Annotated in this window: 26 protein-coding genes; 13 read left to right on the top strand and 13 right to left on the bottom strand. The window is 71.6% G+C overall.

Translation table 11 applies throughout. From position 1 onward, the window contains the following. Positions 1-39: 39 nt before the first annotated feature. The 3 genes from ACWCV9_RS22870 to ACWCV9_RS22860 all read right to left on the bottom strand — a co-directional run bounded on the left by ACWCV9_RS22870 (position 40) and on the right by ACWCV9_RS22860 (position 3,444). Entirely contained in the window at positions 40-435 is a 396-nt protein-coding gene (locus ACWCV9_RS22870; protein ID WP_385844123.1) for a TOBE domain-containing protein, read from the bottom strand. A 100-nt stretch (positions 436-535) separates the two neighbouring features. Continuing rightward, the gene (locus tag ACWCV9_RS22865) at positions 536-2,494 is read right to left on the bottom strand and encodes an amino acid transporter (protein ID WP_450789086.1); all 1,959 of its coding nucleotides are present in this window, start codon (positions 2,492-2,494) and stop codon (positions 536-538) included. 419 nt (positions 2,495-2,913) lie between these two features. Further along, entirely contained in the window at positions 2,914-3,444 is a 531-nt protein-coding gene (locus ACWCV9_RS22860; protein WP_385844125.1) for a universal stress protein, read from the bottom strand. Between the two features lie 437 nt (positions 3,445-3,881). Between ACWCV9_RS22860 and ACWCV9_RS22855 the strand changes: the two genes are divergently transcribed. Genes ACWCV9_RS22855 through ACWCV9_RS22840 form a run of 4 tightly spaced genes read left to right on the top strand, consistent with a single transcriptional unit; the run spans position 3,882 to position 8,126 of the window. After that, a complete protein-coding gene (locus ACWCV9_RS22855) occupies positions 3,882-5,174 on the top strand; it encodes an extracellular solute-binding protein (RefSeq protein WP_450789084.1) in 1,293 nt (430 codons plus the stop codon). Positions 5,175-5,212: 38 nt separating this feature from the next. Then, positions 5,213-6,211 carry a carbohydrate ABC transporter permease gene (locus ACWCV9_RS22850; RefSeq protein ID WP_450789082.1) on the top strand — a complete coding sequence of 333 codons (999 nt, stop codon included), beginning with the start codon at positions 5,213-5,215 and terminating at the stop codon, positions 6,209-6,211. Further along, positions 6,208-7,038, top strand: a complete 831-nt coding sequence (locus ACWCV9_RS22845) for a carbohydrate ABC transporter permease (protein ID WP_450789080.1) — start codon at positions 6,208-6,210, stop codon at positions 7,036-7,038. The genes ACWCV9_RS22850 and ACWCV9_RS22845 overlap by 4 nt, the downstream gene beginning before the upstream one ends. A gap of 29 nt (positions 7,039-7,067) precedes the next feature. Further along, entirely contained in the window at positions 7,068-8,126 is a 1,059-nt protein-coding gene (locus ACWCV9_RS22840; RefSeq protein WP_450789078.1) for an endo-1,4-beta-xylanase, read from the top strand. Positions 8,127-8,178: 52 nt separating this feature from the next. On the opposite strand, the gene ACWCV9_RS22835 is transcribed toward ACWCV9_RS22840, so the two are convergent. Continuing rightward, the gene (locus tag ACWCV9_RS22835; protein WP_317447797.1) at positions 8,179-8,385 is read right to left on the bottom strand and encodes a DUF5999 family protein; all 207 of its coding nucleotides are present in this window, start codon (positions 8,383-8,385) and stop codon (positions 8,179-8,181) included. 323 nt (positions 8,386-8,708) lie between these two features. After that, a complete protein-coding gene (locus tag ACWCV9_RS22830) occupies positions 8,709-9,311 on the bottom strand; it encodes a hypothetical protein (protein ID WP_385844130.1) in 603 nt (200 codons plus the stop codon). Positions 9,312-9,878: 567 nt separating this feature from the next. On the opposite strand from ACWCV9_RS22830, the gene ACWCV9_RS22825 reads away from it, so the two are divergent. Both ACWCV9_RS22825 and ACWCV9_RS22820 read left to right on the top strand, forming a co-directional pair. Further along, positions 9,879-11,396, top strand: a complete 1,518-nt coding sequence (locus tag ACWCV9_RS22825; protein WP_450789076.1) for a glutamate--cysteine ligase — start codon at positions 9,879-9,881, stop codon at positions 11,394-11,396. Between the two features lie 225 nt (positions 11,397-11,621). Next, positions 11,622-12,422, top strand: a complete 801-nt coding sequence (locus ACWCV9_RS22820) for a CPBP family intramembrane glutamic endopeptidase (RefSeq protein ID WP_450789074.1) — start codon at positions 11,622-11,624, stop codon at positions 12,420-12,422. Positions 12,423-12,442: 20 nt separating this feature from the next. Here ACWCV9_RS22820 and ACWCV9_RS22815 read toward each other — a convergent pair whose 3' ends face one another. Together ACWCV9_RS22815 and ACWCV9_RS22810 are read right to left on the bottom strand one after the other, a co-directional pair. Continuing rightward, a complete protein-coding gene (locus ACWCV9_RS22815; RefSeq protein ID WP_450789072.1) occupies positions 12,443-13,258 on the bottom strand; it encodes a PhzF family phenazine biosynthesis protein in 816 nt (271 codons plus the stop codon). A gap of 44 nt (positions 13,259-13,302) precedes the next feature. Beyond that, positions 13,303-13,737, bottom strand: a complete 435-nt coding sequence (locus ACWCV9_RS22810; RefSeq protein WP_450789070.1) for a hypothetical protein — start codon at positions 13,735-13,737, stop codon at positions 13,303-13,305. A gap of 92 nt (positions 13,738-13,829) precedes the next feature. On the opposite strand from ACWCV9_RS22810, the gene ACWCV9_RS22805 reads away from it, so the two are divergent. Then, the gene (locus tag ACWCV9_RS22805; RefSeq protein ID WP_450789068.1) at positions 13,830-14,195 is read left to right on the top strand and encodes a MerR family transcriptional regulator; all 366 of its coding nucleotides are present in this window, start codon (positions 13,830-13,832) and stop codon (positions 14,193-14,195) included. 34 nt (positions 14,196-14,229) lie between these two features. Here ACWCV9_RS22805 and ACWCV9_RS22800 read toward each other — a convergent pair whose 3' ends face one another. Further along, entirely contained in the window at positions 14,230-14,646 is a 417-nt protein-coding gene (locus tag ACWCV9_RS22800; RefSeq protein ID WP_450789066.1) for a DUF6193 family natural product biosynthesis protein, read from the bottom strand. A 31-nt stretch (positions 14,647-14,677) separates the two neighbouring features. Next, positions 14,678-15,517 carry an AAA family ATPase gene (locus tag ACWCV9_RS22795; protein WP_450789064.1) on the bottom strand — a complete coding sequence of 280 codons (840 nt, stop codon included), beginning with the start codon at positions 15,515-15,517 and terminating at the stop codon, positions 14,678-14,680. Here ACWCV9_RS22795 and ACWCV9_RS22790 point away from each other — a divergent pair. Both ACWCV9_RS22790 and ACWCV9_RS22785 read left to right on the top strand, forming a co-directional pair. Then, positions 15,492-15,947, top strand: coding sequence for a nuclear transport factor 2 family protein (locus ACWCV9_RS22790; RefSeq protein WP_450789062.1), 456 nt, complete (start codon positions 15,492-15,494; stop codon positions 15,945-15,947). The genes ACWCV9_RS22795 and ACWCV9_RS22790 overlap by 26 nt on opposite strands. Positions 15,948-16,067: 120 nt before the next feature. Next, on the top strand, positions 16,068-16,715 hold the full coding sequence (locus tag ACWCV9_RS22785) for a PadR family transcriptional regulator (RefSeq protein WP_450789060.1): 648 nt from the start codon (positions 16,068-16,070) through the stop codon (positions 16,713-16,715). A gap of 70 nt (positions 16,716-16,785) precedes the next feature. On the opposite strand, the gene ACWCV9_RS22780 is transcribed toward ACWCV9_RS22785, so the two are convergent. Beyond that, the gene (locus ACWCV9_RS22780; protein WP_450789058.1) at positions 16,786-17,214 is read right to left on the bottom strand and encodes a type II toxin-antitoxin system Rv0910 family toxin; all 429 of its coding nucleotides are present in this window, start codon (positions 17,212-17,214) and stop codon (positions 16,786-16,788) included. Positions 17,215-17,312: 98 nt separating this feature from the next. Next, positions 17,313-17,507, bottom strand: a complete 195-nt coding sequence (locus ACWCV9_RS22775) for a hypothetical protein (RefSeq protein ID WP_450789117.1) — start codon at positions 17,505-17,507, stop codon at positions 17,313-17,315. 226 nt (positions 17,508-17,733) lie between these two features. Here ACWCV9_RS22775 and ACWCV9_RS22770 point away from each other — a divergent pair, with 226 nt between their 5' ends. Both ACWCV9_RS22770 and ACWCV9_RS22765 read left to right on the top strand, forming a co-directional pair. Continuing rightward, on the top strand, positions 17,734-18,333 hold the full coding sequence (locus ACWCV9_RS22770; RefSeq protein ID WP_450789056.1) for a Clp protease N-terminal domain-containing protein: 600 nt from the start codon (positions 17,734-17,736) through the stop codon (positions 18,331-18,333). An 82-nt stretch (positions 18,334-18,415) separates the two neighbouring features. Then, positions 18,416-19,420, top strand: coding sequence for an EamA family transporter (locus ACWCV9_RS22765; protein ID WP_450789054.1), 1,005 nt, complete (start codon positions 18,416-18,418; stop codon positions 19,418-19,420). Between the two features lie 87 nt (positions 19,421-19,507). Here ACWCV9_RS22765 and ACWCV9_RS22760 read toward each other — a convergent pair whose 3' ends face one another. Continuing rightward, positions 19,508-20,188 carry a pyridoxamine 5'-phosphate oxidase family protein gene (locus tag ACWCV9_RS22760; protein WP_450789052.1) on the bottom strand — a complete coding sequence of 227 codons (681 nt, stop codon included), beginning with the start codon at positions 20,186-20,188 and terminating at the stop codon, positions 19,508-19,510. A gap of 47 nt (positions 20,189-20,235) precedes the next feature. Between ACWCV9_RS22760 and ACWCV9_RS22755 the strand changes: the two genes are divergently transcribed. After that, entirely contained in the window at positions 20,236-21,567 is a 1,332-nt protein-coding gene (locus ACWCV9_RS22755) for an aminotransferase class I/II-fold pyridoxal phosphate-dependent enzyme (protein WP_450789050.1), read from the top strand. A 29-nt stretch (positions 21,568-21,596) separates the two neighbouring features. On the opposite strand, the gene ACWCV9_RS22750 is transcribed toward ACWCV9_RS22755, so the two are convergent. After that, positions 21,597-22,607 carry a DMT family transporter gene (locus ACWCV9_RS22750; RefSeq protein ID WP_450789048.1) on the bottom strand — a complete coding sequence of 337 codons (1,011 nt, stop codon included), beginning with the start codon at positions 22,605-22,607 and terminating at the stop codon, positions 21,597-21,599. Between the two features lie 38 nt (positions 22,608-22,645). Here ACWCV9_RS22750 and ACWCV9_RS22745 point away from each other — a divergent pair, with 38 nt between their 5' ends. Next, entirely contained in the window at positions 22,646-23,554 is a 909-nt protein-coding gene (locus tag ACWCV9_RS22745) for a LysR family transcriptional regulator (RefSeq protein WP_450789046.1), read from the top strand. Positions 23,555-23,557 lie beyond the last annotated feature (3 nt).

Here is a 23,557-nt window from a genome sequence, read left to right as displayed (position 1 = left end):
GCCAGGTGCGCGTGTGTGAGGGGGGAGGGGAAGAAGGCGTCAGGTGCGGTCGATGTGCACGTTCGTGGACTTCACGCGTGCGGTGGCCTCCATGCCGACCTCCAGGCCGAGTTCCTCCACGGCCTCCCGGGTGAGCAGGGAGACCAGCCGGTGCGGGCCCGCCTGGATCTCCACCTGGGCGGCGACGTCGCCCAGCTTGATGGCGGTGACGATGCCGGGGAAGGCGTTGCGCACGGAGGTGTGGGAGACGTCCTCCTCGCCGCCGCCCGTCCTGGCCAGCTCGACGGAGAACGCGGCGAGGTCCCTGCCGTCGATGAGGCGCCGCCCGGCCTCGTCGCGATGGGTGGTCATCCGGCCCGCGTCGGCCCAGCGGCGGGCGGTGTCCGGGCTCACGCCGAGGAGCCGCGCGGCCTGGCCGATCGTGTACGACTGCATGCCGGTCACGATAGGGCCCCGGGCGGCGAACCGCGGAATGCCGAAAGGGGCCGGGGCCTGCTGCCCCGGCCCCTTGGCGCCGGCTCGGATCGGGTCCGGCTCAGCCGGTGTGGACGCGGGGGCGGCGTACCCGGTTCGGTTCCGCCTCGCGCAGGACCTCTCGGGTGACGGGGGCGACCTCGCCCTGGCCGAAGAGGAAGAAGCGCAGGAAGTTGGCGAAGGGGTTGCCCTCGGTCCACTCGAAGTAGATGTGCGGGGTGCAGCCGGTCATGTCCCGGGCGTGCAGCAGGAGGGCGGCCAGGGCGTTCGGGATGGAGGCGGACTCCAGGGTCAGCACGCGGTAGCGGCCGTGCAGGACCTCGCCGCGGACCGTCAGGCCGGCCTCGAACTCGGACGGGTCGGTGACCGTGACCTCGACGAAGACGAAGTCCTCCTGCTCGGGCATGTCGTTGTCGGCGCGGATCTGCTCGATCTTGTCGCGGTACTCGGCCTTGTCGCGATGGCCGGGCTGGTTGGCGATGAGCCGTATCTTCCGGCTGGCCATGTCCCGGATGAATCGTTCCGCCATCGGGTCGAGCGTCACGCTGGTCACGCGCAGCTCGAAGGCGCGGGCGAGCCGGGACACGAACGAGACCAGCATGATGCCGACGATGAAGCAGGCACCGATCTTCACACCGTCCGGGCGCTCGATGACGTTGACGACCGTCACGTAGAGCATGACGGCGGCCACGACCGAGAAGGCGATGAACCAGTGGCGCTGCCCCGCCTTCCGGGCGGCGATGGTCACGGCGATGGCCGCGGAGGACATCAGGACGAGCACGCCGGTGGCGTAGGCACCGCCCTGTTTGTCGACATTGGCGTCGAAGGCCCAGGTGACGAGGAAGGCGACCAGGGTGAAGACGAGGACCATGGGGCGTACCGCGCGGGCCCAGTGCGGGGCCATGCCGTAGCGGGGCAGGTAGCGCGGCATGAGGTTGAGCAGCCCGGCCATCGCCGAGGCACCCGCGAACCACAGGATGGCGATCGTGGAGAGGTCGTAGACCGTGCCGAACGCGCCGCCGAGGTATTCGTGGGCGAGGTAGGCGAGGGCGCGGCCGTTGGCCGGGCCGCCGGCCTTGAAGTCGTCGGCGGGGATGAGGACGGTGGTGATGAAGCTGGTGGTGATCAGGAAGACGCTCATGATGAGCGCGGCGGCCGTGAGCAGCTTCTTGGTGTCACGGATGCGGCCCGTGGGCTTTTCCTCGGTGTCGTCCGGGTCGCCCTGGACATGGGGCATGACGGCGACGCCGGTCTCGAAGCCGGACAGACCGAGGGCGAGTTTGGGGAAGACCAGCAGGGAGACGCCGATCATCGCGAAGATGCTGCCGTGCTGGGCGGTGAGCGCATTGGTCCAGTCGGTGACCACGTGCTGGGCGGTCAGCACATGCCAGAAGCCGACGGCCACGACGACGGCGTTGAGCGCGAGGTAGGTGACCACGAGGGCGACCGCGACCCCGATCGCTTCCAGGAAGCCCTTGAGGAAGACCGCGCCGAGCAGCGCCACCAGAAGCAGGGTGATCAGCATCTTGTGGCTGTGCAGCGCGCTGGTCAGATGGGGGTTCTCCACCAGGTGGGTGGAGGCGTCGGCGGCGGAGAGGGTGATGGTGATCAGGAAGTCGGTGGCCGCGAACCCCAGCAGCGTCAGGACGAACAGCTTGCCCTGCCAGAAGGAGAGCAGCCGCTCCAGCATGGCGATGGAACCCTCGCCGTGCGGGCTCTCCTCCGCGACCCGGCGGTAGACCGGCAGCGCGCCCGCCAGAGTGACGATCACCAGCACCACGGTCGCCACCGGCGACAGCAGCCCGGCCGCCAGGGCGGCGATGCCGGGCTGGTAGCCGAGGGTGGAGAAGTAGTCCACGCCGGTCAGACACATCACCCGGTACCAGCGCTGGCCCTGGTGCGGGGGTGTCGGCTCGGCGTGCGGACCGGTGTGCGCGCCGTGCTTGCCCATGTCGGACAGGCCCTCCAGCATCCAGGTGCGCAACCGGCTGGTACTGGGAGGGTGTTCGGTGGTCGCCATCGGCGTGCTCCTGAAGTGCAGCTCAGCTGTTTCCGGCCGTCCTGCGGTCGGCCGCATCAGCGTAAGCGGAGAGTGATGCTCGGGCCCCTGGTTCCCGGCCGGGGAGGCGTCAATCTTGCGTTAAGAATGGCCCGAGGGCATGCCTGACGCGGTGAAGAGGATGCGGGGCTCGCGTCGAAAGGGTGAGGTCAAGGCGCCGAGGCCAGGGGGGAGAGGGAGCGGCGCGGGGCCTGGCGGGACACGCGCCGGGGGCGACCACCCTGCGTTATGTTCTGGGTCACATCCGGGGGTCCGGTGTGGCCTGTCCGGTGTCTCCATCCGTCTCCTCCTGGCGCGATAGGTCCCATAGGCGCGACAGGCGCGATAGCGGTGCCCGGCGCTCAGTCGGGTCCTGGTGGTCCTGGTGGTCAGCCCCCTGTTCACAGTCCCCGGGTGTCCATCCGCAGGTGCCATGTGTTTCTGCGGTGGACCGCGAGGAGGTCGGACTGGAGAGGGGAGGGCGGTACCGCCAGGACCGGGCAGGTCGCGTGGGACAGGCAGTGGCGGGGGACCCGCCCCGAGAAGGCGCGGCGCAGGCCGCGTCGCCCCGCGCCCACGACCAGGACGTCGTCCTCACGGTCCGCAGTCGCCACCAGCGCCGGGCCCGGCGCTCCCCGGACGATGACGGCGCACATCGGCACCCCGGGACCCGTCGCGCCGAAGATCTCCTCGAGCACCGAGGCCAGTCGCCGGCGGGCCAGGCGCTGCCACTCCTCGACCGGCAGGTCCGCGCCCGGGCAGCGGCGGGTGGCGGGATCTCCGCCGGGCGGCTCCCAGGCCAGCACCGGCCATAGCTCGGCCCCCAGCCGGCGGGCGAGTGCGGTGGCCCGGCGCAGGGCCGTGACGCTGCCGAGGGAGCCGCTCACGCCGACCACCACTCGCGGGGTCGCGGAGGCGTCGTAACCGGACATGATCCACCGTCCTCGCGGGCGCCCGCGGTCGACGCTCGTGGGCGTGCCCGCCTGCGAGGCCCTTGTTCCCTTCCTTCCATCCCACCCCCTCGGCGGGAAATCGACCAGCCGGGCGGGGCGCGCTCCGCGCCCCGGCGGCGGCGTCGTAGTCGAAACTTTCGGTCTTGTGCGCCGGGTACAGCTCCGGCTGGGGTGCGGGGACCGGCGGCGGCCTTGTCATCCCCGGCTTCCGTCCCGGTCCGGCGGGCCCGGAGCCGTCTTCGGCGCACGACCGGTGACACCCCTGCGGTGGACCGAGTGCTGCCTGCTCCTGCGCAACACCTTGACGCTCATCACCTGCCTTCCTAGAGTCCGGGTTCGGAACGTTCGGGATTTTCTTCGAATGTTTCGGACAGCACTTCCTGAAGCAACTCCGAAAGTTTCCGAAGGAGCGCAAGATGGGCGACCCTGCACTGTCCCGCCGCGGCTTTCTGGCGGCCTCCGTCGCCGCCGGTGTCGGGATGACCGCACTCAGCGGCTGTGGCGGCGGCTCGGACGGGGGGTCGTCCTCGGGGACGACCACGATCGAGTGGTGGAACATCTCGACCACGCAGCCGACCAAGACCGTCTGGGCCAATCTCGCCAAGAAGTTCGAGGCGCAGAACCCCAAGATCAAGGTGAAGATCGTCCAACTGGAGAACGACGCCTACAAGTCGAAGATGACCGCGCTCATCGCCTCCGGGAAGCTGCCGGACATCTTCCACACCTGGGGCGGCGGCGTACTGAAGCAGCAGGTCGAGGCAGGCCTGGTCGAGGACCTCACGGACCGGACGAAGGACTTTTCCGCCGGCCTGCTGTCGGTGGCCAAGCAGCCGTACCTCGTCGAGGACAAGCTGTACGGCATCCCGTTCGACATCGGCATGGTCGGCTTCTGGTACAACAAGTCGCTCTTCAAGAAGGCCGGCATCACCGCGCCCCCGACCACCTGGAGCGGCTTCCTCGACGCCGTACAGAAGCTGAAGTCGGCCGGCATCACCCCGATCGCCCTCGCGGGCAAGGAGAAGTGGCCCGGCATGTACTACTGGGCCTACCTCTCGATGCGCTCCGCCGGGGCCGACGCCCTCCAGAAGGCCGCCGACGCCAAGGACTTCACCGGCGCCGGCTTCGTCGAGGCGGGCCGCCACCTGAAGGAGCTGGTCGACCTCCAGCCCTTCCAGAAGGGCTACCTCGGCGCCGCCTACTCCACCCCCACCGGCCAGGCCGCCACGGTCGGCAACGGCAAGGCCGCGATGGAGCTGATGGGCCAGTGGGCGCCGATCGTGGAGGCCGACTCGGGCAAGGGACTCGGCACCGACCTCGGCTTCTTCCCCTTCCCCGAGGTCGAGGGCGGCCAGGGGAAGATCACCGAGGTGTTCGGCGGAGGCGGCGCCCACGCGTTGCGCAAGGGTGCCCCGCAGGCCGCCTACGACTTCCTGAAGTTCTTCGCCTCCGAGACCACCGACCGGGAACTGGTCAAGAAGACCGGCGTGCTGCCGGTCGTCCCGGCCGCCGAGAGCGTGCTCACCGACCGCAACCTCAAGGCCGTACAGGCCCAGTTGAAGGCCGCCACCGGCTTCCAGCTCTACCTGGACCAGCTCTACGTCCCCGCCCTCGGCCAGGAGATCAACGACAGCGTGGCCGCGCTGATCGCCGGCTCGAAGTCGCCCGAGCAGGTCACGCAGTCCATCACGCAGGCCGCGAAGGAAGCGTGAGGGCCGGCGATGACCTCCACCTACCTCCCGGACGGGCCATGACCTCCACCTACCTCCCGGACAAGCGGAGCGGCCCCGCCGTCGACCGGCTGCCGCCTGCCGCGCGCGCGGCGCGCGGCAGGGCCCGGCGGCGGGTCCTGCACTGGCTCACCGCCGTGGGCCTGCAACTGCCCGCCCTCGTCCTGTTCGGCGTGCTGGTCCTGCTGCCGATCCTGTTCGCGCTGTACGCCTCCTTCTTCCGCTGGGGCGGCTTCGGGATGCCGTCCGACTACGCCGGCACCGAGAACTTCAGCCGCCTCTTCCAGGATCCTGTGTTCATCGGCGACCTGTGGCGGATGCTGCTGCTGGTCGGGCTGTCGCTGGTGCTGCAACTGCCGTTCGCGCTCGCCATGGCCGTGCTGCTCAACCAGAAGGTGCGCGGCCGTGCGGTCTACCGGATGCTGTTCTTCGCGCCGTACGTGCTGTCCGAGGCGATCACCGGCGTGCTGTTCAGCATGATCTTCGCTCCGGACGAGGGCCTTACCGACCACGTGCTGAAGAGCATCGGCCTCGACGGCCTCGGCGGCGAGTGGTTCTCCGGCACCTCCACCGTGCTGGCGACCCTCTTCCTGGTCATGATGTGGAAGTACTTCGGCTTCCACATGATGCTCTACCTGGCCGGACTCCAGGCGATCCCGGCCGAGTTGACCGAGGCGGCGACCGTCGACGGCGCGAATCCCTGGCAGCGCTTCCGGCACGTCACCCTGCCGCTGCTCGCGCCCACCCTGCGGATCAGCGTCTTCCTGGCCGTGATCGGATCGATCCAGCTGTTCGACCTCGTGTGGGTGGTCACCGCGGGCGGTCCCGACCACCACTCCGAGACCCTGGCCGTGACCATGTTCCAGTACGGCTTCAAGCGCTACCAGGTCGGCTACGCCAGTGCGATCAGCGTCGTCATGTTCGTGATCAGCCTGGTCTTCGCCCTTGCCTACCAGCGGTTCGTCCTGCGCCGCGATCTCGAGGGGGCCACCACGAACATGAGGGGAGCGCAAGGATGAGTGTCCGCCGCCGGGGTCGTACGCTGCCGCTGCACGTGGTGCTCGTCGTGGTCGGCGCCGTCATGGCCGTACCGCTGCTGTACGCCCTGCTGTCCGGCTTCAAGTCCACCGACCAGCTCTCCCGCAACCCGGTCGGGCTGCCGCACCCCTGGGTCTTCGCCAACTACGACGGCATCCTGAAGTCGGGGTCCTTCTGGCGGCTGGTCGGCAACAGCACACTGATCGCGGTCGGTACGACGGTCATCGTCGTCGCGGTCTCCGCGCTCGCCGCGTTCTCCTTCGCACGGTTCGCCTTCCGCGGCCGGGAGCTGCTGTTCACGCTGTTCACGATGGGGCTGATGTTCCCCTTCGCGGTCGCGGCGCTGCCGCTGTTCCTGCTGCTGCGCTCGATGCACCTGCTGGACAACCCGCTGGGGGTGATCCTGCCGCAGGCCGCCTTCGGGCTGCCGATGACGATCATCATCCTGCGCGGCTTCTTCCGGCAGATCCCGGGCGAGCTGGAGGAGGCGGCCACCCTCGACGGCTGCGGGCCGCTCGGCTTCTTCTGGCGGGTGCTGCTGCCGATGGCCCGGCCCGCGCTCGGCACGGTCTCGGTGCTGGCCGTCGTCGCCAGCTGGAACAACTTCTTCCTGCCGCTGCTGGTGTTCACCGACAGCACCTGGTGGACCGTGCCGATCGGCGTCCAGCAGTTCCAGGGCCAGTACTCCGCCGACACCGCACGGGTCTTCGCCTACCTCGTGCTCGCCATGGTCCCGGCCCTCGCCTTCTACTCGGTCGCCGAGCGCCAGCTCGTCGGCGGCCTGACCGCAGGCGCCACCAAGGGCTGAACCCCCCTTCGACAGACAGGAATCGCACCATGCCCAGCAAGAGCACACGTCTCAGACTGGCGGGCGTCCTCGCGGCCGCCCTCATGACCGCCGGGTTCGCCGCCCCCGCCGCCCAGGCCCATGAACGGCAGCCCACCCGGCAGCCCACCCTCGCCGACCTCGCCGAGCGCCACGGCCGCTACTTCGGCAGCGCCACCGACAACCCCGAACTCACCGACTCCGGCTACACGAAGATCCTCGGCAGCGAGTTCGACATGATCACACCCGGCAACGGCATGAAGTGGTACGCCACCGAGCCCCAGCAGGGTGTCTTCGACTGGAGTGCCGGCGACCAGATCGTCCGCCTGGCCCGCCACAACCACCAGCGGGTCCGCGCCCACACGCTGGTCTGGCACAGCCAGCTGCCCGACTGGCTGACCTCGAAGCAGTGGACGGCCACCGAACTGCGGGCCGTGCTGAAGAAGCACATCACCACCGAGGTACGGCACTACCGGGGCAAGGTGTACTCCTGGGACGTCGTCAACGAGGCGTTCAACGAGGACGGCACCTACCGCGAGACCATCTGGTACAAGACCCTCGGCCCCGGCTACATCGCCGACGCACTGCGCTGGGCCCACCAGGCGGACCCGCACGCCAAGCTCTACCTGAACGACTACAACATCGAGGCGATCGGCCCGAAGAGCGACGCCTACTACCGGCTCGCCAAGGACCTCAAGGCGCAGCGCGTCCCGCTCGACGGGATCGGCTTCCAGAGCCATCTGGCTCTCCAGTACGGCTATCCCACCACCCTGGAGGACAACCTCCGCCGCTTCTCCCGCCTGGGCCTCGACACCGCACTCACCGAGGTCGACGTGCGGATGCAACTGCCCGCGACCCAGGAGAAGCTGGCCGAGCAGGCGGACTGGTACCGGAACCTGACCAAGGCGTGCCTGGCCGTACACCGCTGTGTGGGCGTGACCATCTGGGACTACACCGACAAGTACTCCTGGATCCCCGCCGTGTTCCCGGGCGAGGGCGCGGCGCTGCCCTGGGACGAGCAGCTGAACCCCAAGCCCGCCTACCAGGCGCTGCGGGAGGCGCTGCGCTAGCCGGGGGCGGCCCAGGGCGCCGGGCGGTACGGCGGTACCGCCCGGGTCGTGCTCAGGCCGCGGTCATCACCCGGTCCGCACCGAGCGGACGGTGCGGGGCGATGACCCGGCCGTCGGGCAGCAGCTCACCGGTGTCCTCGAAGAGCAGGACACCGTTGCACAGCAGGCTCCACCCCTGCTCCGGGTGGTGCGCCACAAGGCGGGCGGACTCCCGGTCGGCGGATTCTGCTGGCGGGCACGGTGGCTGGTGCTGGCACATGGGCGGGATCTTTCGCTCTGTCTTGGTCATGTCCGTCCCCCGTGATGATGAGTCGGTCGGAACCCAGTGTTGCCCTCTGGACGTCGTTCCGCAGGCATTTGGCAGCACCGCTTCTCACAGGTTCAGGACGCGTCACCCGGGCGGACGGTTCAGTCCAACCGCACCGCCACTTCGGGTGGTTTGCAGTGGTCACAAAGGGCTAGTCCGGACGAGAGCGGAGCCCTCCCCGCGGGTGCCGGCGGGTGCTGCGGGCACCGCCGCTGAAGACGACCGTACCCCGCCGGCCGGGCGGACGGCGGGGTACGGATGCGGTGTGAGCGGGGTCAGGCCGCCGGGGAGTCGAGCGCCGGGGAGTCGAGCAGCGGCAGCCGGGTCATGCGACGGGTCAGCACCGGAAGCAGCTCGGCGACCCGGAAGGGGCGGTGCGCCGGGATGCCGGGCGGTGCCGGTGCGAGCGGGACGAGCAGATCGGTGGCCGCCGGGTGCCCGTCGGCGCCGTCGGCGGCGGGGTCGCCGTGCAGCCACAGGGTGAGCATGTACAGACCGGGTACGGACAACAGGCGTGCCTGGTAAGGCTGTTGGAGCGCCTCGGCCTGGTGCAGCGCGCGCTCGGTGGAGGCGACGTACGGGCCCTCGAAGAAGTGCGAGAAGGCCCAGCCGTCCGGGGTCAGCATGGTGTCGGCCGCTGCCACCGCCCGGTCGCCGCAGCGGATCAGGAAGCGCCAGCCGGCCAGTCGGGTCGCCGACAGGCCCTGCACGGTGATCCGGTCCAGCACATGGACGGGCAGCGGGAGTTCGGGGGTCGTGGGTCCCTGCGCGGCGCGCAGGGACGGGGTGCGGGCCTCCTGGACCGCGGTGGGAGATCCGAGAGCGGCGAGGACGGAGCGCAGGGCAGGCGCGGGGGCAGGGGGAACGTGCAGCGGCATGTGGGTCGCCTCTCATTCGACAGGCGCGGCGGCGCGAGGAGGGTGGGGCGGACGGCGCTGTCTGCTCACGGAAGGCCGAAGGGATGGGGGCCCGGATCGGTGGACGAGGTGTGGCTCGGTCCGCCGCGCGTCGTGATGACGGCGGGAGCACGGCAGGAACCAGGGACCGAGGGCGCCTACCTTCAGCCTTGTGGACGAAGTTTATACGACGCGTGTTCGGCTGTTGTTTCGTCTATATGATTCCGGCGGGCCTGGCAAGGCCTTATTCAGGCGTCGATTTGCGGGAATCATCCCGATTTCCCGGCCGGTCCCCTTCGCTGACCTCGGCATACGCACCGGTAACGTTCGGCCGATTGCCGTCGGTGTTTTTCACGAGGCGTTAGGGGAACACGGGGGTGCAGGTTGACGCATGCCCCGTGAATGTGCCGCGGGGAACATTCCGACAGAGTAGCGGGTGCCGGGTTCCCGCGGGGCGTTATCTATCGCTTCCACTGGGCATCATCCCCCCTGCACCCGGGAGCCCGGCGGCCGGAACCCCGGGCCGCCCATCCGAGGAGGGACGCTTCGATGGGGGAGAAGGTCGTGGCGGGGCAGTTCGACCTGTCCGATCGCCAGCGCTACCGCGAAAAGCTCCAGACGTGCCTCGCGGGACTGGAGCGACTGCTGCGGGAGAAGCGGTTCGACCGCCCCAAGAACCTTATGGGCGTGGAGATCGAATTGAATCTCGCGGGACCTGACGGCATGCCAAAAATGCTGAACGGGCAAGTACTGGAACGCATCGCGAGCCGTGATTTCCAGACAGAACTCGCCATGTTCAACCTGGAAGTCAACATAGCCCCACACCGATTGGGCGGCCGGGTATTCGACCGGCTCGCCGAGGAACTGCGGACCTCGCTCGCGTACGCCGACCGCAAGGCCGGTGAGGTCGACGCCGGCATCGTCATGATCGGCATCCTGCCCACCCTCGACCGGGACGACCTGGTCTCCTCCAACCTGTCCGAGGTCGACCGCTACACCCTGCTCAACGACCAGATCGTGGCCGCCCGCGGGGAGGACTTCCGGCTGGACATCGAGGGTGTGGAGCATCTGGTGTGCACCTCGAAGTCGATCGTCCCGGAGGCCGCCTGCACCTCGGTCCAGCTGCACCTCCAGGTCACCCCGGCCCGCTTCGCCGATGTGTGGAACGCGGCCCAGGTGGCCTCCGCCGCGCAGATCGCCGTCGGCGCGAACTCCCCGTTCCTGTTCGGTCACGAGCTGTGGCGCGAGTCCCGCCCGCCGCTGTTCCTCCAGTCCACCGACACCCGCCCGCCCGAACTCCAGGCGCAGGGCGTACGGCCCCGGACCTGGTTCGGCGAGCGGTGGATCACCTCCGCGTACGACCTGTTCGAGGAGAACCTGCGCTTCTTCCCGGCCCTGCTGCCGCTGTGCGACGACGAGGACCCGTCGGCGGTCATCGACGCCGGCGGGGTGCCCCGGCTGTCCGAACTCGTCCTGCACAACGGCACGATCTACCGCTGGAACCGGCCCGTGTACGGCATCGCGGACGGTGTCCCGCACCTGCGGGTGGAGAACCGGGTCCTGCCGGCCGGCCCCACCATCACCGATGTGATCGCCAACGCGGCGTTCTACTACGGCCTGGTCCGCGCCCTCGCCGAGGAGTCCCGGCCGGTCTGGACCCGCCTCCCCTTCTCCGTGGCCGAGGCCAACTTCGACGCCGCCTGCCGGTACGGCATCGACGCGCGCTTCGTCTGGCCGCGCCGGGGGCGGTACGGCGGGACGGGCGAGGTCGACGCGGTGACGCTGATCCGCGACGAGCTGCTGCCGATGGCCGAGGCCGGGCTGGACGCGTGGGGTGTCGAAGGCGCCGACCGGGACCTCTACCTGGGCGTCATCGACGAACGCTGCCGGCGCCGGGTCAACGGGGCGTCCTGGCAGGCGGCCACCTTCCACCGGCTCCTGGAGCAGGGGCTGTCCCGCGAGGCCGCCCTGGCCGCGACCACCCGGCGCTATGCCGAGCTGATGCACGGGGGAGAGCCGGTGCACACCTGGCCGGTGGGCCTGCCGGAGCCGGTGCCCCTGGGCTGAGTGCAGGGCCCGCACGAGGGGTGCGGGCTGTCGGCGGGCGGGTCGGGTGCGGGCTGGTCCGGGCTGTGGTGCGGCCGGCACCGGGTGCCGGCCGCCGGTGTGCGCGGGTGGCGCCAGGGTGTGCGGTGTGTCCCGGGTGCGGCCCGGTGCGTCGGCCTCGCCTCCGCTTCTGCGATCCTTGCGGGCAAGGTGGGCCAGGGGCCCGTGAGCCGGCGGGAGGCAGGGGTGCAGGTGGAGGCTGACGCGGTGGCCGATTCCTCGGCGCGGGGGCGCGATCCGCGGCGGATCCTGCGGGACGAGACGCTGCTGGTTCTGGCACTCTCCCTCGGCGCGAGCGGGGTCTCGGCGCTGATCAGCTTCATCGGCTCGGTCACCAAGCCCGGCGGACTGAAGGACCAGGCGGCCACCCTCAACGCCTCCGCCGCGCCCGGCCGCCCCTGGCTGGACCTCGCCTGGCAGCTCTTCGGCATCGCCACCGCCCTGGTCCCGGTCGCCCTGGTCGCCCACCTCCTGATGCGGGAGGGACGCAGCCTGCGCACCCTCGGCTTCGACCGCACCCGCCCCTGGCCCGACCTCGCCCGGGGAGCCGGCGTCGCCGCGGTGATCGGCAGCACCGGCATCGCCTTCTACCTGGCCGCCCGCGGCCTCGGCTTCAATCTGACCGTGGTGCCCGAGGCGCTGCCGGGCGTGTGGTGGAAGTACCCGGTGCTGATCCTGTCCGCGATGCAGAACGCCATCCTCGAAGAGGTCATCGTCGTCGGCTATCTGCTGCGCCGGCTCGGCCAGTTGGGCTGGGCCCCGGGCACCGCGCTGGTGGCGAGCGCGGTGCTGCGCGGCTCGTACCACCTCTACCAGGGCATCGGCGGCTTCCTCGGCAACATGGTCATGGGCGTGGTGTTCGTCTGGCTGTACCGCCGCTGGGGCCGGGTCGGTCCGCTGGTCGTCGCACACTCCCTGCTCGACATCGGCGCGTTCGTCGGCTACGCCCTGCTCGCCGGCAAGGTGGGCTGGCTGCCGACGGCCTGAGCGCGGCGGACCGGCCGTACTCAGGCGTGCAGTTCGCCCTCGATCACCGTGAGCGCGCGGCCGGTGAGCAGGGTGCGTGCGCCGCGCAGACCGGTGCGGACCAGACCGGTGCGCCGGGAGGCCTGGAGCCCGGTGAGGTCGTCGCGGCCGAGCCGGGCGGACCAGTGCGGGGCGAGTGCGGTGTGGGCGCTGCCGGTCACCGGGTCCTCGTCGATGCCGACGCGGGGGAAGAAGCAGCGGGAGACGTAGTCGTGGCCGGCGGCGGGGTCCGCGGCGCGGGCGGTGGCGATGATGCCGCGGCTGGAGTGGGCGGCCAGGGCCTTGTGGTCCGGGGCGAGCCCCAGCACCGTCTTCTCGTCGGCCAGTTCCACCAGCAGGTCGCCGACGTTCGGCCCGGTGTCGAAGGCGCCCACCGGTTCCGCGCCCAGCGCCTCGGCGACCCCGGCCGGGGCCTCCACCGGGGTCAGCGGGGCGGTGGGGAAGTCCAGGGTGATCGAGCCGTCCGCGCCGGGCGTGGCGATCAGCACGCCACTGCGGGTGGCGAACCGCACCGGGCCGGTGTGGGCGCCGCTGGTGTGCAGCACATGGGCCGTGGCGAGCGTGGCGTGCCCGCACATCGCGACCTCGGCGACGGGCGTGAACCAGCGCAGTGCCCAGTCCGCCTCGCCGCCGCCGGGCAGCCGGTGCGCGAACGCGGTCTCGGCGTGGTTGACCTCCATGGCGACGCTCTGGAGCCAGTCGTCGGCCGGGAAGGCGTCGTCGTCCAGGAGCAGGACTCCGGCGGGGTTGCCGGTGAAGGGGCGGTCGGCGAAGGCGTCCACGATTCGAATGCGCATGAGCCGAGGCTAGGTGCTCCGGTCGGTCTCGGCCCAAGGCCAATTCACGCGTTCTGGCCTCGATTCCGCAGGGTGGCCGCAGCCGGCCGCAGCCACGGCAGGAGCTGCGCCACCCCGAAGGACACCTCCAGCACCAGGAACGGCCACAGCACCCCGGGCCCGCCGTGCGCCAGCGCGTACGCCTGCCACAGGGCGAACAGGGCGCGCGCGGTGCCGTCGAGGAGACCGTGCAGCGGCAGGGGCCGTACGACGCGCAAGGCCGACCACACCACCACGACCGACCCCATCAGGTTGGCGTACAGGGTCTGCATCGGGGTGAGCGCGGGCATGGGGCCGAGGCCGGTCGCGGCACCCGCCGCCGACAGCGCGTGGTGGGCCAGTGCGTAGGTCCACGGAGTCGCGAAGGACGCGGTGACGATCAGGTCGTACCAGCCGCTGGCGCGGACGAGACGGAGGTAGGCGGGGGCGGCGGGGTTCACGGGGGCTCCTCGGCAGGGGTCGCTCGGGCGCCGCCCACGCTAAACAGCGGAGTACGCTCCAAGGTCAAGTCGAGCGACCTGGCGGGGGAGTCATGCGTATCGGTGAACTGGCCGCGCGGACCGGGGTGTCCAGGGACACACTGCGCTTCTACGAGAGGATCGGTCTGATCGAGGGAGACCGGCGGCCCAACGGCTATCGCGACTTCCCGCCGGAGACGGTGCCCTGGCTGCACTACATCCGGACCGCGCAGGCCCTCGGGTTCACGCTGGCCGAGATCGCCCGGCACGGCGCGGAACTGCGGGACGCCCCGGACAGCGCGACCGCCCTGTCCGCGCTGTTCGCGGAGAAGATCCAGGTCATCGACGAGCGCATGGCCGAACTCTCCGCGCTGCGCGCCGACCTCGCCGCCCGCGCCGGCACGGGGTGCCCCCTGCGGGCGGCGGAGCGAGCCGGCTGAGCGGCCGCACCCCGGGGGTGCGGCAGCTCTCGGGTCAGTCCGCGCAGCGGTCGCGGTCCGGCGAGCCGGCGTCCGCGGACCCGGCCGTGGCCTCGTGGGCCGCGAGTTCCTCCCGGGTCCCGACGAACGCCGCTCCGGCGTCCGCAGGGAGGCGTTCGACCACCATCGCGACGGCCTGCTGCGCCGTCGCGGCCGGTCCCACATGCTGGCTTCGCGACGGGCCGGAGACCCAGTACCGGCCGTCCGCCGCGGGCTGGATGTAGGGGATGTCCCAGGTCCCCGGCCACTCCGTGCAGCGGCTGAAGTGCAGTTCTCCCATCCCGGTCCAGGGGAAGAGCTGCCGTAGGCGGGGTTCGGCGTAGGCAGCTTCGAGCAGTTCCGGACGGACCCGGCCGTCGGCGCGGACCTTCTGCCAGCCTGCTTCGACCACGGCCCGGCTCGATGTCGTCATGTCCATACCCAACATCATCCCTGTCGGCCCGTCAGAGCCGGAACGCTCTGCTCACCTGATCAGTGAGTTCCGCTTCCGTCATCGTGGTGTCGACGTGGAGGGCGCGCAGCCGGAGGCGCCGGGTCTCCTCCTCCAGGCGCCCGGTGAACATACCGTCGCGTTCGGCGAGGTTGCGACCGGCCTTCGCGGGGTCGCTGGTCTTGGACAGGAACCCTTCCCCCGGTGCCGAGCGACTCCGGAAGGCGGCCTGGCGGAAGGCGGGTGTGGGAAGCAGCCAGACGGCGTGCTCGGGAGCGGCGAGCAGAGGCTGCACGAGGTGGGGCAGCAGCCGGAACCCCTCCGCCACGACGCAGGGTTCCGGGGGCAGGCGGAGAAGGTCCTCGACGATCAGGCCGAAGCCCTCGCCCCGGTACCAGTGGAACGTCTCCAGCATGACGTCCGGAGTCCGGTTCACCCATCGCTCGTCCATGTCCATGGCGATGAACGCGTGCAGAAACGGGGCGTCTTCGGCCGTGGTCCGTTCCGCGTGGTCGCGCATCACGTCGTCGGTCGAATAGAGACGCCAGCCATGGCGGTCGGCGAGTCGGCGGGCGATCGTCGACTTGCCCGCACCACTCCCGCCGCCGATCCAGAACACGTTCCGCAGCCGCGCCGCGAGCCGCACGGCGTCGGGCACCTCTTCGCAGTCTTCTCCCACCCCTTCCGATTGCCCGTTTCCGGTGCGGAAGCCACGTTCGCCGCGTGCGCCGTTACGCGGGAGGTAATGGCACCGGTCTGCCGGCGCTGGTGAGAATCCGACCTGCCGTGTCATGCGGACGCGGCAGGTCGGATCGGGGTGATGAGTCATGTCCGTAGCCGCTGCCGCGGCCACGCGCGTTGTCGTGGAGGAGCTGTTGCGCCGGATCGGCGAGGGCCATCCGGAGAGCATCGCCGAGATGTATGCCGTGGCCTGCGACTGGAAGCTGGACTGGCCGGAGGCCGAGCACGGTCGGAGCGCCACTCCATGGATCCGGCACCGCTCCACCCGCGCCGATGCCGCCGCCCACTACCGCGAACTCGGTGAGCACCATGTGCCCGGGCAGGCGGCGACCGAGATCGAACGCATCCTCGTCGACGGCCGCGACGCGGTCGTGCTCGGCGAGATCCGGCAGACCGCCCGCTCCACCGGACGGGCCTACCGTGCCCGGTTCGCCTTGCACCTCACCGTCGAAGACGGTCTTGTCACCCGGCATCACGTCTATGAAGACAGCCTGGCCGTCGCCGACGCCTTCGATACCAAGGAGCCGGGCGGGACTCGCTGAGGGCCGGGTCCGGCTCGGGCAGGGGCTTGTTATGCGATCGGTTCCGATATATCGTTGAAGCATCGCGAACGATACGCGATGCAGACGTGAAAGATCAGCGATGGAAATGGAGTGATCGCGATGCGTTCCCATGGATACGAGCGTGGGCACCGGCACGAGGGCTTCGGCCGGCGCGGTATGGGTGGATTCGAGGGCCGGCGGGCCGCTTTCGGGCCCTTCGGGCCGGGTGGTCCGGGCGGACCGGGGTTCGGGCCCGGTGGTCCGGGGTTCGGCCCCGGGTTCGGGCCGGGACCCTGGGGTCCGCGAGGGCGGGGTGGTCCGCGGGGGCGGGCGCGGCGCGGTGACGTACGCGCGTCGATCCTGGCCCTGCTCAAGGAGCGGTCCATGCACGGCTACGAGATGATCCAGGAGATCGCCGAACGCAGCGGCGGCGCGTGGAAGCCCAGCCCCGGCTCGGTCTACCCGACGCTGCAACTGCTGGAGGACGAGGGCCTGATCACCAGCGAGAGCGAGGGCGGCAAGAAGCTGTTCTCCCTCACCGAGAGCGGCCGCGGCGCCGCCGAGGAGGGTGCCGAGGCGCCGTGGGAGGAGGCCTCGCGCGGGGTCGACTGGGAGGCGGTCGGGGAGATCCGCCAGGCCGGCTTCGGTCTGATGGAGGCCTTCGGGCAGGTCTGGAAGACCGGCAGCAAGGAACAGCGCGAGAAGGCGCTGGTGGTCCTCAACGACGCCCGTAAGAAGCTGTACCTCATCCTCGCCGACGAGCACTGAGACCCGACCGGCGGCCGAGGCGCCCCGCGTGCACACCGCGCGGGGCGCCTTCGGATGTCCTCGTCCCCGCTCAGTCGACCAGCGCGGCCAGCCTGCGCAGCGACTCGGTCAGGGCGGCGCCGGCCGAGTCCTTCAGCTTGCCCGCCATCAGGGACACCGCGGCCCCCGTGAACTCGCCGTCGATCCGGACGGCCGTGGCGTCGCCGTCGGGGGTGAGCGTGTAACGGGTGGTCAGCGCGACCGCCATCGGGCCCTTGCCGCGGATCGCGAGCACCCGGGCCGGTTCCAGCTCCTCGACGGTCCAGTCGACCTCCGCCGGGAAGCCCATCAGCTTCATGTTCTCCCGGAAGGTGCCGCCCACGGCCAGGTCCGCCGGCCCGCCGTCGGGGAAGCCGGTGTGGGTGGTGTTCCACTCCCCGTACGACGACCAGTCGGTGAGCCGGCCCCACACCTTCTCGGCCGGTGCCTGGATGCGTGCCTCCGCGCTGACTTCGGCCATGCGACCACCCCTTCGGATCGGGTTCGAGTCGGGTGTATCCGGCTACGGTGTCGCGGAACGTAGCCGCAGGGCGGCCAACATTCAATACTGATGAACCGTCAGGAATGCTCGGCGTCGGGCGCGGACCGGCCCACGCGCCGTATCTCCGCCGCGTCGAACACGTCCCACGCGCGCGGCAGCGCGCTCTCGTCGTGGCAGTGCCAGGCCTCCCAGAACAGGTCGGCGAGCGTTGCGTCCCCGGGTGCGTAGACCCGGTACACGTACTGCTTGCCGTCCACCGCCGGCAGCGCCACGAGCCAGCACTCGTCCACGCTCTCCATGTCCCTGTGGGACGTGCCCAGGCGTGCGCAGGTTGCCTTCAGGGCGCGTGGCAGGTCGGCGTGCGCCCCCGTGGGCCGGATCGGTCTGATCTCCTCCCCAAGGAGGAGATCCCGACCGGCGATGTCCACTCTGCGTGGGACGCGAAAATGGTTCCGCTCGGGGATGACCCGGCCCGTGGGGACTGATGGGGTAGGCGATGTGCACTCCCGTATAGTCGGCCCGACTGCCCCTGACGAGGCGAGCCCCTGCCCGGACGACGCCGCAGGGTTCGGCGCGGCCTGTGCCGCGATCGTCGCCGCTGCCCGCCGCCGGGCCGTGCGGGACGGGGACCGGCAGATCGACACCGCCCATCTGCTCCACTCCCTGCTGGAGTACGACCCCGAGGTGCGCGCCGCGGTCGGCGGACCGACGCAGCTCGCCCGGCTGTTCGGCTATCTCGTGCAGCGCAGTATCGGATACGGGCTGCGCTGGCAGGGGAGCGTGGAGGACTCCGGGGCGATAGCCGTCGTGGCCCGGCCTGACGGCTCCGCCGGCTGCGATGGCTCCGGCGGTGGGGTGCGGGACGCGGGAGGCTGGTCGCCGGTCGCGGCCGCGGCGCTCGCCGAGGCCCGGGCGCGTGCGCACCGGCGCGCCGAGCCCCGCGCCGCCGGCACCGATCTGCTCGCCGCGCTCATCGCGAACCCGGAGTCCCGCGCCGTCCAAGTGCTCGAGCGGGCCGGCATCCCCGCCCACGAGCTGCGCACCCGCCTCGACCGCGGTGTGGAGGAGGGCGCGGACGACCAGGGCGCCGCCTGCTGACGCCACCTGCCGGGCCGGTGTCCGTCCATCCCCTGAGACAGGTGTCATGGGGGATGACGCTCCTGTCGTCCGCTGTCATGATGTGCCGGTGCATACGTCTGAGAGCAGTCAGGGCAGCCGGGGCAAGGGGGCGGGACTCGGTCTCGCGCTGGCCTCGGCGGTGGCGTTCGGCGGGTCGGGAGTGGCCGCCAAGCCGTTGATCGAGGCGGGCCTCGACCCGCTGCACGTGGTGTGGTTGCGGGTCACCGGCGCCGCCCTCGTGATGCTTCCCGTCGCGGTCCGGAACCGCGCCCTGCTGCGCCGGCGCCCCGCGCTGCTCGCCGGGTTCGGGCTGCTGGCCGTCGCCGGTGTCCAGGCCTGCTACTTCGCCGCACTCTCCCGTATCCCGGTCGGGGTGGCGCTGCTCATCGAGTACCTGGCCCCCGCGCTGGTGCTCGGCTGGGTGCGGTTCGTGCAGCGGCGGCCGGTCTCGCGGGCCGCCGCGCTCGGTGTGGTCCTCGCGGCCGGCGGGCTCGCCTGTGTGGTCGAGGTGTGGTCGGGACTGAGCTTCGACGCGCTCGGCCTGCTGCTCGCGCTCGGCGCCGCGTGCTGCCAGGTCGGCTACTTCGTCCTGGCCGACCAGGGCAGCGACGCGGGCGCGGAGGCACCGGACCCGCTCGGCGTCATCGCCTACGGCCTGCTGGTCGGCGCGGCCGTGCTGACGGTCGTCGCCCGGCCCTGGACCATGCCGTGGTCGGTGCTGACCGGCTCCGCGGACCTGGACGGCACCGCCGTACCGGCTCTCGCCCTGCTGGGCTGGATCGTCCTGGTCGCCACCGTCGTCGCGTACGTGACCGGTGTGCTCTCGGTGCGGCGGCTGTCGCCGCAGGTCGCCGGGGTCGTCGCCTGCCTGGAGGCGGTGATCGCGACGGTGCTGGCCTGGGTCCTGCTCGGCGAACACCTGTCGGCTCCCCAGGTCGCCGGTGGCGCGGTCGTACTGATCGGCGCCTTCATCGCCCAGTCCTCGACACCGGCCAAGGGCGCGGCGGAACCGGTGGCGACGGGCGGCGCGGAAAGGGAGCTGTCCACGAGGGGCACGGCGGCCTGAGGGGGCCGGGGGAGGGACCTGTGGACGGGCCGAACCCCCTCGGCCGCCGAGGCGTCGGTGGTGGAGGGGGCAGGGTGGGCGGGCGGGCTAGTGCGCGGAGAGGTAGTCCGGCAGGGTCACTTCCGGGGCCAGGTCGGGGTTGGGGATCGGGGTGTCGTAACCCTTGCGGAGGGGGACCACGCCGGACCAGTGCGGGAGGTCCAGGTCCTCGGGCTCGTCGTTGGCGGGGCCGGTGCGGATCTTCGCGGAGACCTCCTCCAGATCCAGGCGGATCACCGCGGTGGCGGCCAGTTCCTTCTTGTTCGCGGGCCGGGAGTCGGCGGCCCGGCCCGGGACGACATGGTCGACCAGCGCGTCCAGGGCGAGCCGCCGCTCCTCGGGGTCGGTGACCTCGTGCGCGACGCCGTGCACCACGACCGAGCGGTAGTTGATCGAGTGGTGGAAGGCGGACCGGGCCAGCACCAGGCCGTCGACATGGGTGACCGTCAGGCACACCGGCAGACCCGGATCGGCCTGGCCGGTCATCCGCAGCGGGCGCGAACCCGTGGAGCCGTGCACATAGAGCCGGTCGCCGACCCGGCCGTACAGGGTCGGCAGCACCACCGGGGCGCCGTCGCGGACGAAGCCGAGGTGGCAGACGTAGCCCTCGTCGAGTATCGCGTGCACCACGTCCCTGTCGTACGACGCCCGGTCCGCGGAGCGCGTGGGCACCGTGCGGTCGGTGGCGGGGTAGGAGGCGGACTGCGGTTCCTCGGTCGTGCCCGGCATGGCGGCCCTCCGTGAAAAAGTTATTGCACTAGTGCATAATTGGCTTTGTGCTAGGAGAATATCCGATCGAAGGGCGCGGCGCAGCCGAGATCGCGTCGAGCGTCGAGCGCGCGGTGGGCTCCGGCGAGCTGAAGCCGGGCCAACCCCTGCCCCCCATGCGGGAGTTGGCGGCCCGGCTCGGGGTGAATCCCAATACCGTGGCGGCCGCCTACCGCACCCTGCGCGAGCGTGGGGTGATCGAGACCGCCGGCCGCCGGGGCAGCCGGGTGCGGGCGAAACCGGCCACCACCGGCCGCAGGGAGCTGCGCGTCCAGGTGCCGCCGGGCGGCCGCGACCTCGCCGCCGGCAACCCCGACCCGGCCCTGATGCCGCGCCTCGGCCCGGCCTTCGCCGCGGCGGCGGAGGCCGCGGACCGTGATCCGGTCCTCTACGGGGCCGAGCCCGTCGACCCGGACCTCGTCCGCCTCGCCCGCGCCGAACTCGACGCGGACGGCGTCCCGGAGGGGCCGGTCATGGTGGCCTCCGGTTCCCTCGACGCCGTCGAGCGGGTGCTCGTCGCCCACCTCCGGCCGGGCGACGCCGTCGCCGTCGAGGACCCCGGCTGGGGCAGCGTCATCGACCTGGTGCCCGCTCTGGGGCTGCGCGCGGTCCCGGTCGGCGTGGACGACGACGGCCCGCGCGCCGAGGATCTGCGCCGCGCGCTGGAGTCCGGGGCCCGCGCCGTGATCGTCACCGACCGCGCCCAGAACCCGACCGGCGCCGCGGTGTCGGCCACACGCGCGCGTGCCCTGCGCGCGGTACTCCGGGAGCATCCGCAGACCCTGCTGATCGAGGACGACCACGGCTACGGCATCGTCGACCTGCCGCTGCACGCCCTCGCGGGTGCCACCCGGCACTGGGTCTTCGTCCGCTCCGTGGCCAAGGCCTACGGCCCCGACCTGCGCCTGGCCGTCCTCTCCGGGGACCCGGTCACGCTGGACCGGGTCTGGGGCCGCCAGCGCCTCGGCCCTGGCTGGGTGAGCCTGCTGCTCCAGCGTGCGGTGGTGCGGCTGTGGAGCGAGGGCGCGGTGGACCGGGCAGCGGTGGCGGCGGCGTACCGGAACCGCAGACAGCTCCTGATCGACGCGCTCGCCGGCCATGGCCTGACCGCCCACGGCCGCAGCGGTCTGAACGTCTGGGTGCCGGTGCCCGACGAGACGGTCGCGGTGGCCCGGCTGCTCCAGGCCGGCTGGGCGGTCGCACCGGGCGCCCGCTTCCGGCTGAACAGCCCCCCGGGCGTCCGGATCACCGTCTCGACCCTGACCGCCGAGGACATCGAGCCCCTGGCCGAGGCGGTGGCGGCGGCGGTACGGCCGTCTCCGGAGCGCGTCTACGGGTGACCGGAGCGCTTCCGGAGGGCGGCGCCGGTTCAGCCGGCCTTGCGGCGCACCTGGGTCAGTGCCGCTCCCGCCAGGACGATCACCGCGCCGACCGGGGTCGTCCAGCGCAGCGACTCGCCGAGGATCGCGACGCCCGCGGCGGTGGCGATGACCGGGATGAAGTACGTGACCATCTGTGCCGTGGTCGGCCCGACCTCGGCGACCAGGCCGTACTGGATCAGGACGGCCAGCCCGGTGCCCAGCGCCCCCAGCGCGGCGATCGCCAGCAGCGGGACGAGCCGGACATGGGCGGGGAGGTCGGTGAACAACGGGGTGACCAGGGCCAGCTGGACCGTCGCCAGCAGCAGCTGGCCGCCGGTCATGGACAGATGCGAGTTCCCGGTGCCGGCGAGGGTGCGCCGGACGTAGATCCAGCCGACGGGATAGCTCAGCGAGGCCAGCAGCGCCATCGCGGTGCCCGTGGCGTCCAGCCCGTGGAAGCCCTGCCAGGCCCCGAGGACCGTCAGCACCCCGAGGAAGCCGAGGCCGAGCCCGGCGACGCGGACCCGGGTGGGCCGGTCCTCGGACAGTGCGACCAGGGACAGCGCCATGCCCCACAGCGGGGAGGTCGCGTTGCAGATGCCGGCCAGCGTGGACGGGATCGTCAGCTCCGCGTAGGCGAAGAGGGAGAACGGCAGGGCGTTGAGGAAGAACGCGGCGACCGCCATGTGGCCCCACAGGCGCGCTCCGCGCGGCAGCCGCTCCCGCTTGACGGCCATCGTCGCCGCCAGGACCGCCGTACCGAACACGAGCCGCCCCAGGGTGACCTGGAAGGGCGCGTAGCCCTCCGTGCCCACCTTGATCAGCAGAAAGCTGAAGCCCCAGATCAGCGACAGGGCGCCGAAACGGAGCCGCCAGTCCAGACGGGCGCGCGGGCCGGCCGGGGCGGAGGCGGGGGTGCGGGTGGGGGACTTGAGGGACTGTGGTCGCGGCGCGGGGGCCGTCCTCGGGGCGGGGGTGCTCATGCCCTCCACGATGCCCTGGGCCATCTCGTAGCACAATCGAGATTTCCCCCCGGATACCTCTTAGAATCACTTACATGTTGAACCTGGAGCGCCTGCGCACCCTGGACGCCCTCGCCCGGCACGGCTCGGTCAGCGCGGCCGCCGACGCGCTGCACGTCACCACCTCCGCCGTCTCCCAGCAGCTGGGCAAGCTGGAGCGGGAGGTCGGTCAGCAGCTGCTCGCCAAGAACGGCCGGGGGGTACGGCTCACCGACGCCGGGCGGCTGCTGGCCGAGCACACGGCACGCATCCTCTCCCAGGTCGAGCTGGCCGAGTCCGACCTCGAGGCGCACCGCGGCCAGGTCGTCGGCGAGCTGCGGCTGTCCGCGTTCCCCACCGCCGCCCGCGGCCTCTTCCCGGCCGCCCTGGGCGCGCTGCGCAGCGCGCACCCGGGGCTGCGGGTGCGCTCCAGCGAGCTGGAGCCGGAGCGCGGCATCGCGGCGGTCGTCCGCGGCGACCTCGACCTCGCCGTGGTCCTCGACTGGTACAACAAGCCGATGCCGGTGCCGGACGGCCTGGTCAAGGCGCCCCTGCTGGACGACCCGGCCGATGTCGCGATGCCCGCCGGGCACCGGTTCGCGGACCGGGCCGAGGTGGACCTCACCGACTTCGCCGAGGACGAGTGGATCACCTGGGGCGAGGGCGAGTTCTGCCACGAGTGGCTGATGTTCACGCTCCGCTCCAAGGGCGTCGAGCCGATCGTCGGCCACCGCGCCGGGGAGACCCACACCCAGCTCGGGCTGGTGGCCGCCGGGCTGGGCGTGTGCATCGCCCCCCTGCTGGGCCGCCACCCGGTACCCGAGGGAGTCGTCCTGGTACCGGTGCGGCCCCGCGTGCGCCGCCATGTCTACGTGATCTGGCGGGCGGACGCCGACCGCCGGCCCTCGATCCGCGCGGCCGTGGACGCCCTCCAGGCAGCCGCCCGCCAAGTGAGCCGGCCCTAGCCC

Source organism: Streptomyces sp. NPDC001606, assembly GCF_053596835.1.
The sequence above is the reverse complement of the archived record's forward strand: the minus strand, read 5'-3'. Positions and strand labels throughout refer to the sequence as shown.

Excerpts from the sequence above, each read along its gene's own strand:
- ACWCV9_RS22870 (WP_385844123.1), bottom strand. The coding sequence starts at position 435 with ATGCAGTCGTACACGATCGGCCAGGCCGCGCGGCTCCTCGGCGTGAGC.
- ACWCV9_RS22865 (WP_450789086.1), bottom strand. The coding sequence starts at position 2,494 with ATGGCGACCACCGAACACCCTCCCAGTACCAGCCGGTTGCGCACCTGG.
- ACWCV9_RS22860 (WP_385844125.1), bottom strand. The coding sequence starts at position 3,444 with ATGTCCGGTTACGACGCCTCCGCGACCCCGCGAGTGGTGGTCGGCGTG.
- ACWCV9_RS22855 (WP_450789084.1), top strand. The coding sequence starts at position 3,882 with ATGGGCGACCCTGCACTGTCCCGCCGCGGCTTTCTGGCGGCCTCCGTC.
- ACWCV9_RS22850 (WP_450789082.1), top strand. The coding sequence starts at position 5,213 with ATGACCTCCACCTACCTCCCGGACAAGCGGAGCGGCCCCGCCGTCGAC.
- ACWCV9_RS22845 (WP_450789080.1), top strand. The coding sequence starts at position 6,208 with ATGAGTGTCCGCCGCCGGGGTCGTACGCTGCCGCTGCACGTGGTGCTC.
- ACWCV9_RS22840 (WP_450789078.1), top strand. The coding sequence starts at position 7,068 with ATGCCCAGCAAGAGCACACGTCTCAGACTGGCGGGCGTCCTCGCGGCC.
- ACWCV9_RS22835 (WP_317447797.1), bottom strand. The coding sequence starts at position 8,385 with ATGTGCCAGCACCAGCCACCGTGCCCGCCAGCAGAATCCGCCGACCGG.
- ACWCV9_RS22830 (WP_385844130.1), bottom strand. The coding sequence starts at position 9,311 with ATGCCGCTGCACGTTCCCCCTGCCCCCGCGCCTGCCCTGCGCTCCGTC.
- ACWCV9_RS22825 (WP_450789076.1), top strand. The coding sequence starts at position 9,879 with ATGGGGGAGAAGGTCGTGGCGGGGCAGTTCGACCTGTCCGATCGCCAG.
- ACWCV9_RS22815 (WP_450789072.1), bottom strand. The coding sequence starts at position 13,258 with ATGCGCATTCGAATCGTGGACGCCTTCGCCGACCGCCCCTTCACCGGC.
- ACWCV9_RS22805 (WP_450789068.1), top strand. The coding sequence starts at position 13,830 with ATGCGTATCGGTGAACTGGCCGCGCGGACCGGGGTGTCCAGGGACACA.
- ACWCV9_RS22800 (WP_450789066.1), bottom strand. The coding sequence starts at position 14,646 with ATGACGACATCGAGCCGGGCCGTGGTCGAAGCAGGCTGGCAGAAGGTC.
- ACWCV9_RS22790 (WP_450789062.1), top strand. The coding sequence starts at position 15,492 with ATGTCCGTAGCCGCTGCCGCGGCCACGCGCGTTGTCGTGGAGGAGCTG.
- ACWCV9_RS22785 (WP_450789060.1), top strand. The coding sequence starts at position 16,068 with ATGCGTTCCCATGGATACGAGCGTGGGCACCGGCACGAGGGCTTCGGC.
- ACWCV9_RS22780 (WP_450789058.1), bottom strand. The coding sequence starts at position 17,214 with ATGGCCGAAGTCAGCGCGGAGGCACGCATCCAGGCACCGGCCGAGAAG.
- ACWCV9_RS22760 (WP_450789052.1), bottom strand. The coding sequence starts at position 20,188 with ATGCCGGGCACGACCGAGGAACCGCAGTCCGCCTCCTACCCCGCCACC.
- ACWCV9_RS22745 (WP_450789046.1), top strand. The coding sequence starts at position 22,646 with ATGTTGAACCTGGAGCGCCTGCGCACCCTGGACGCCCTCGCCCGGCAC.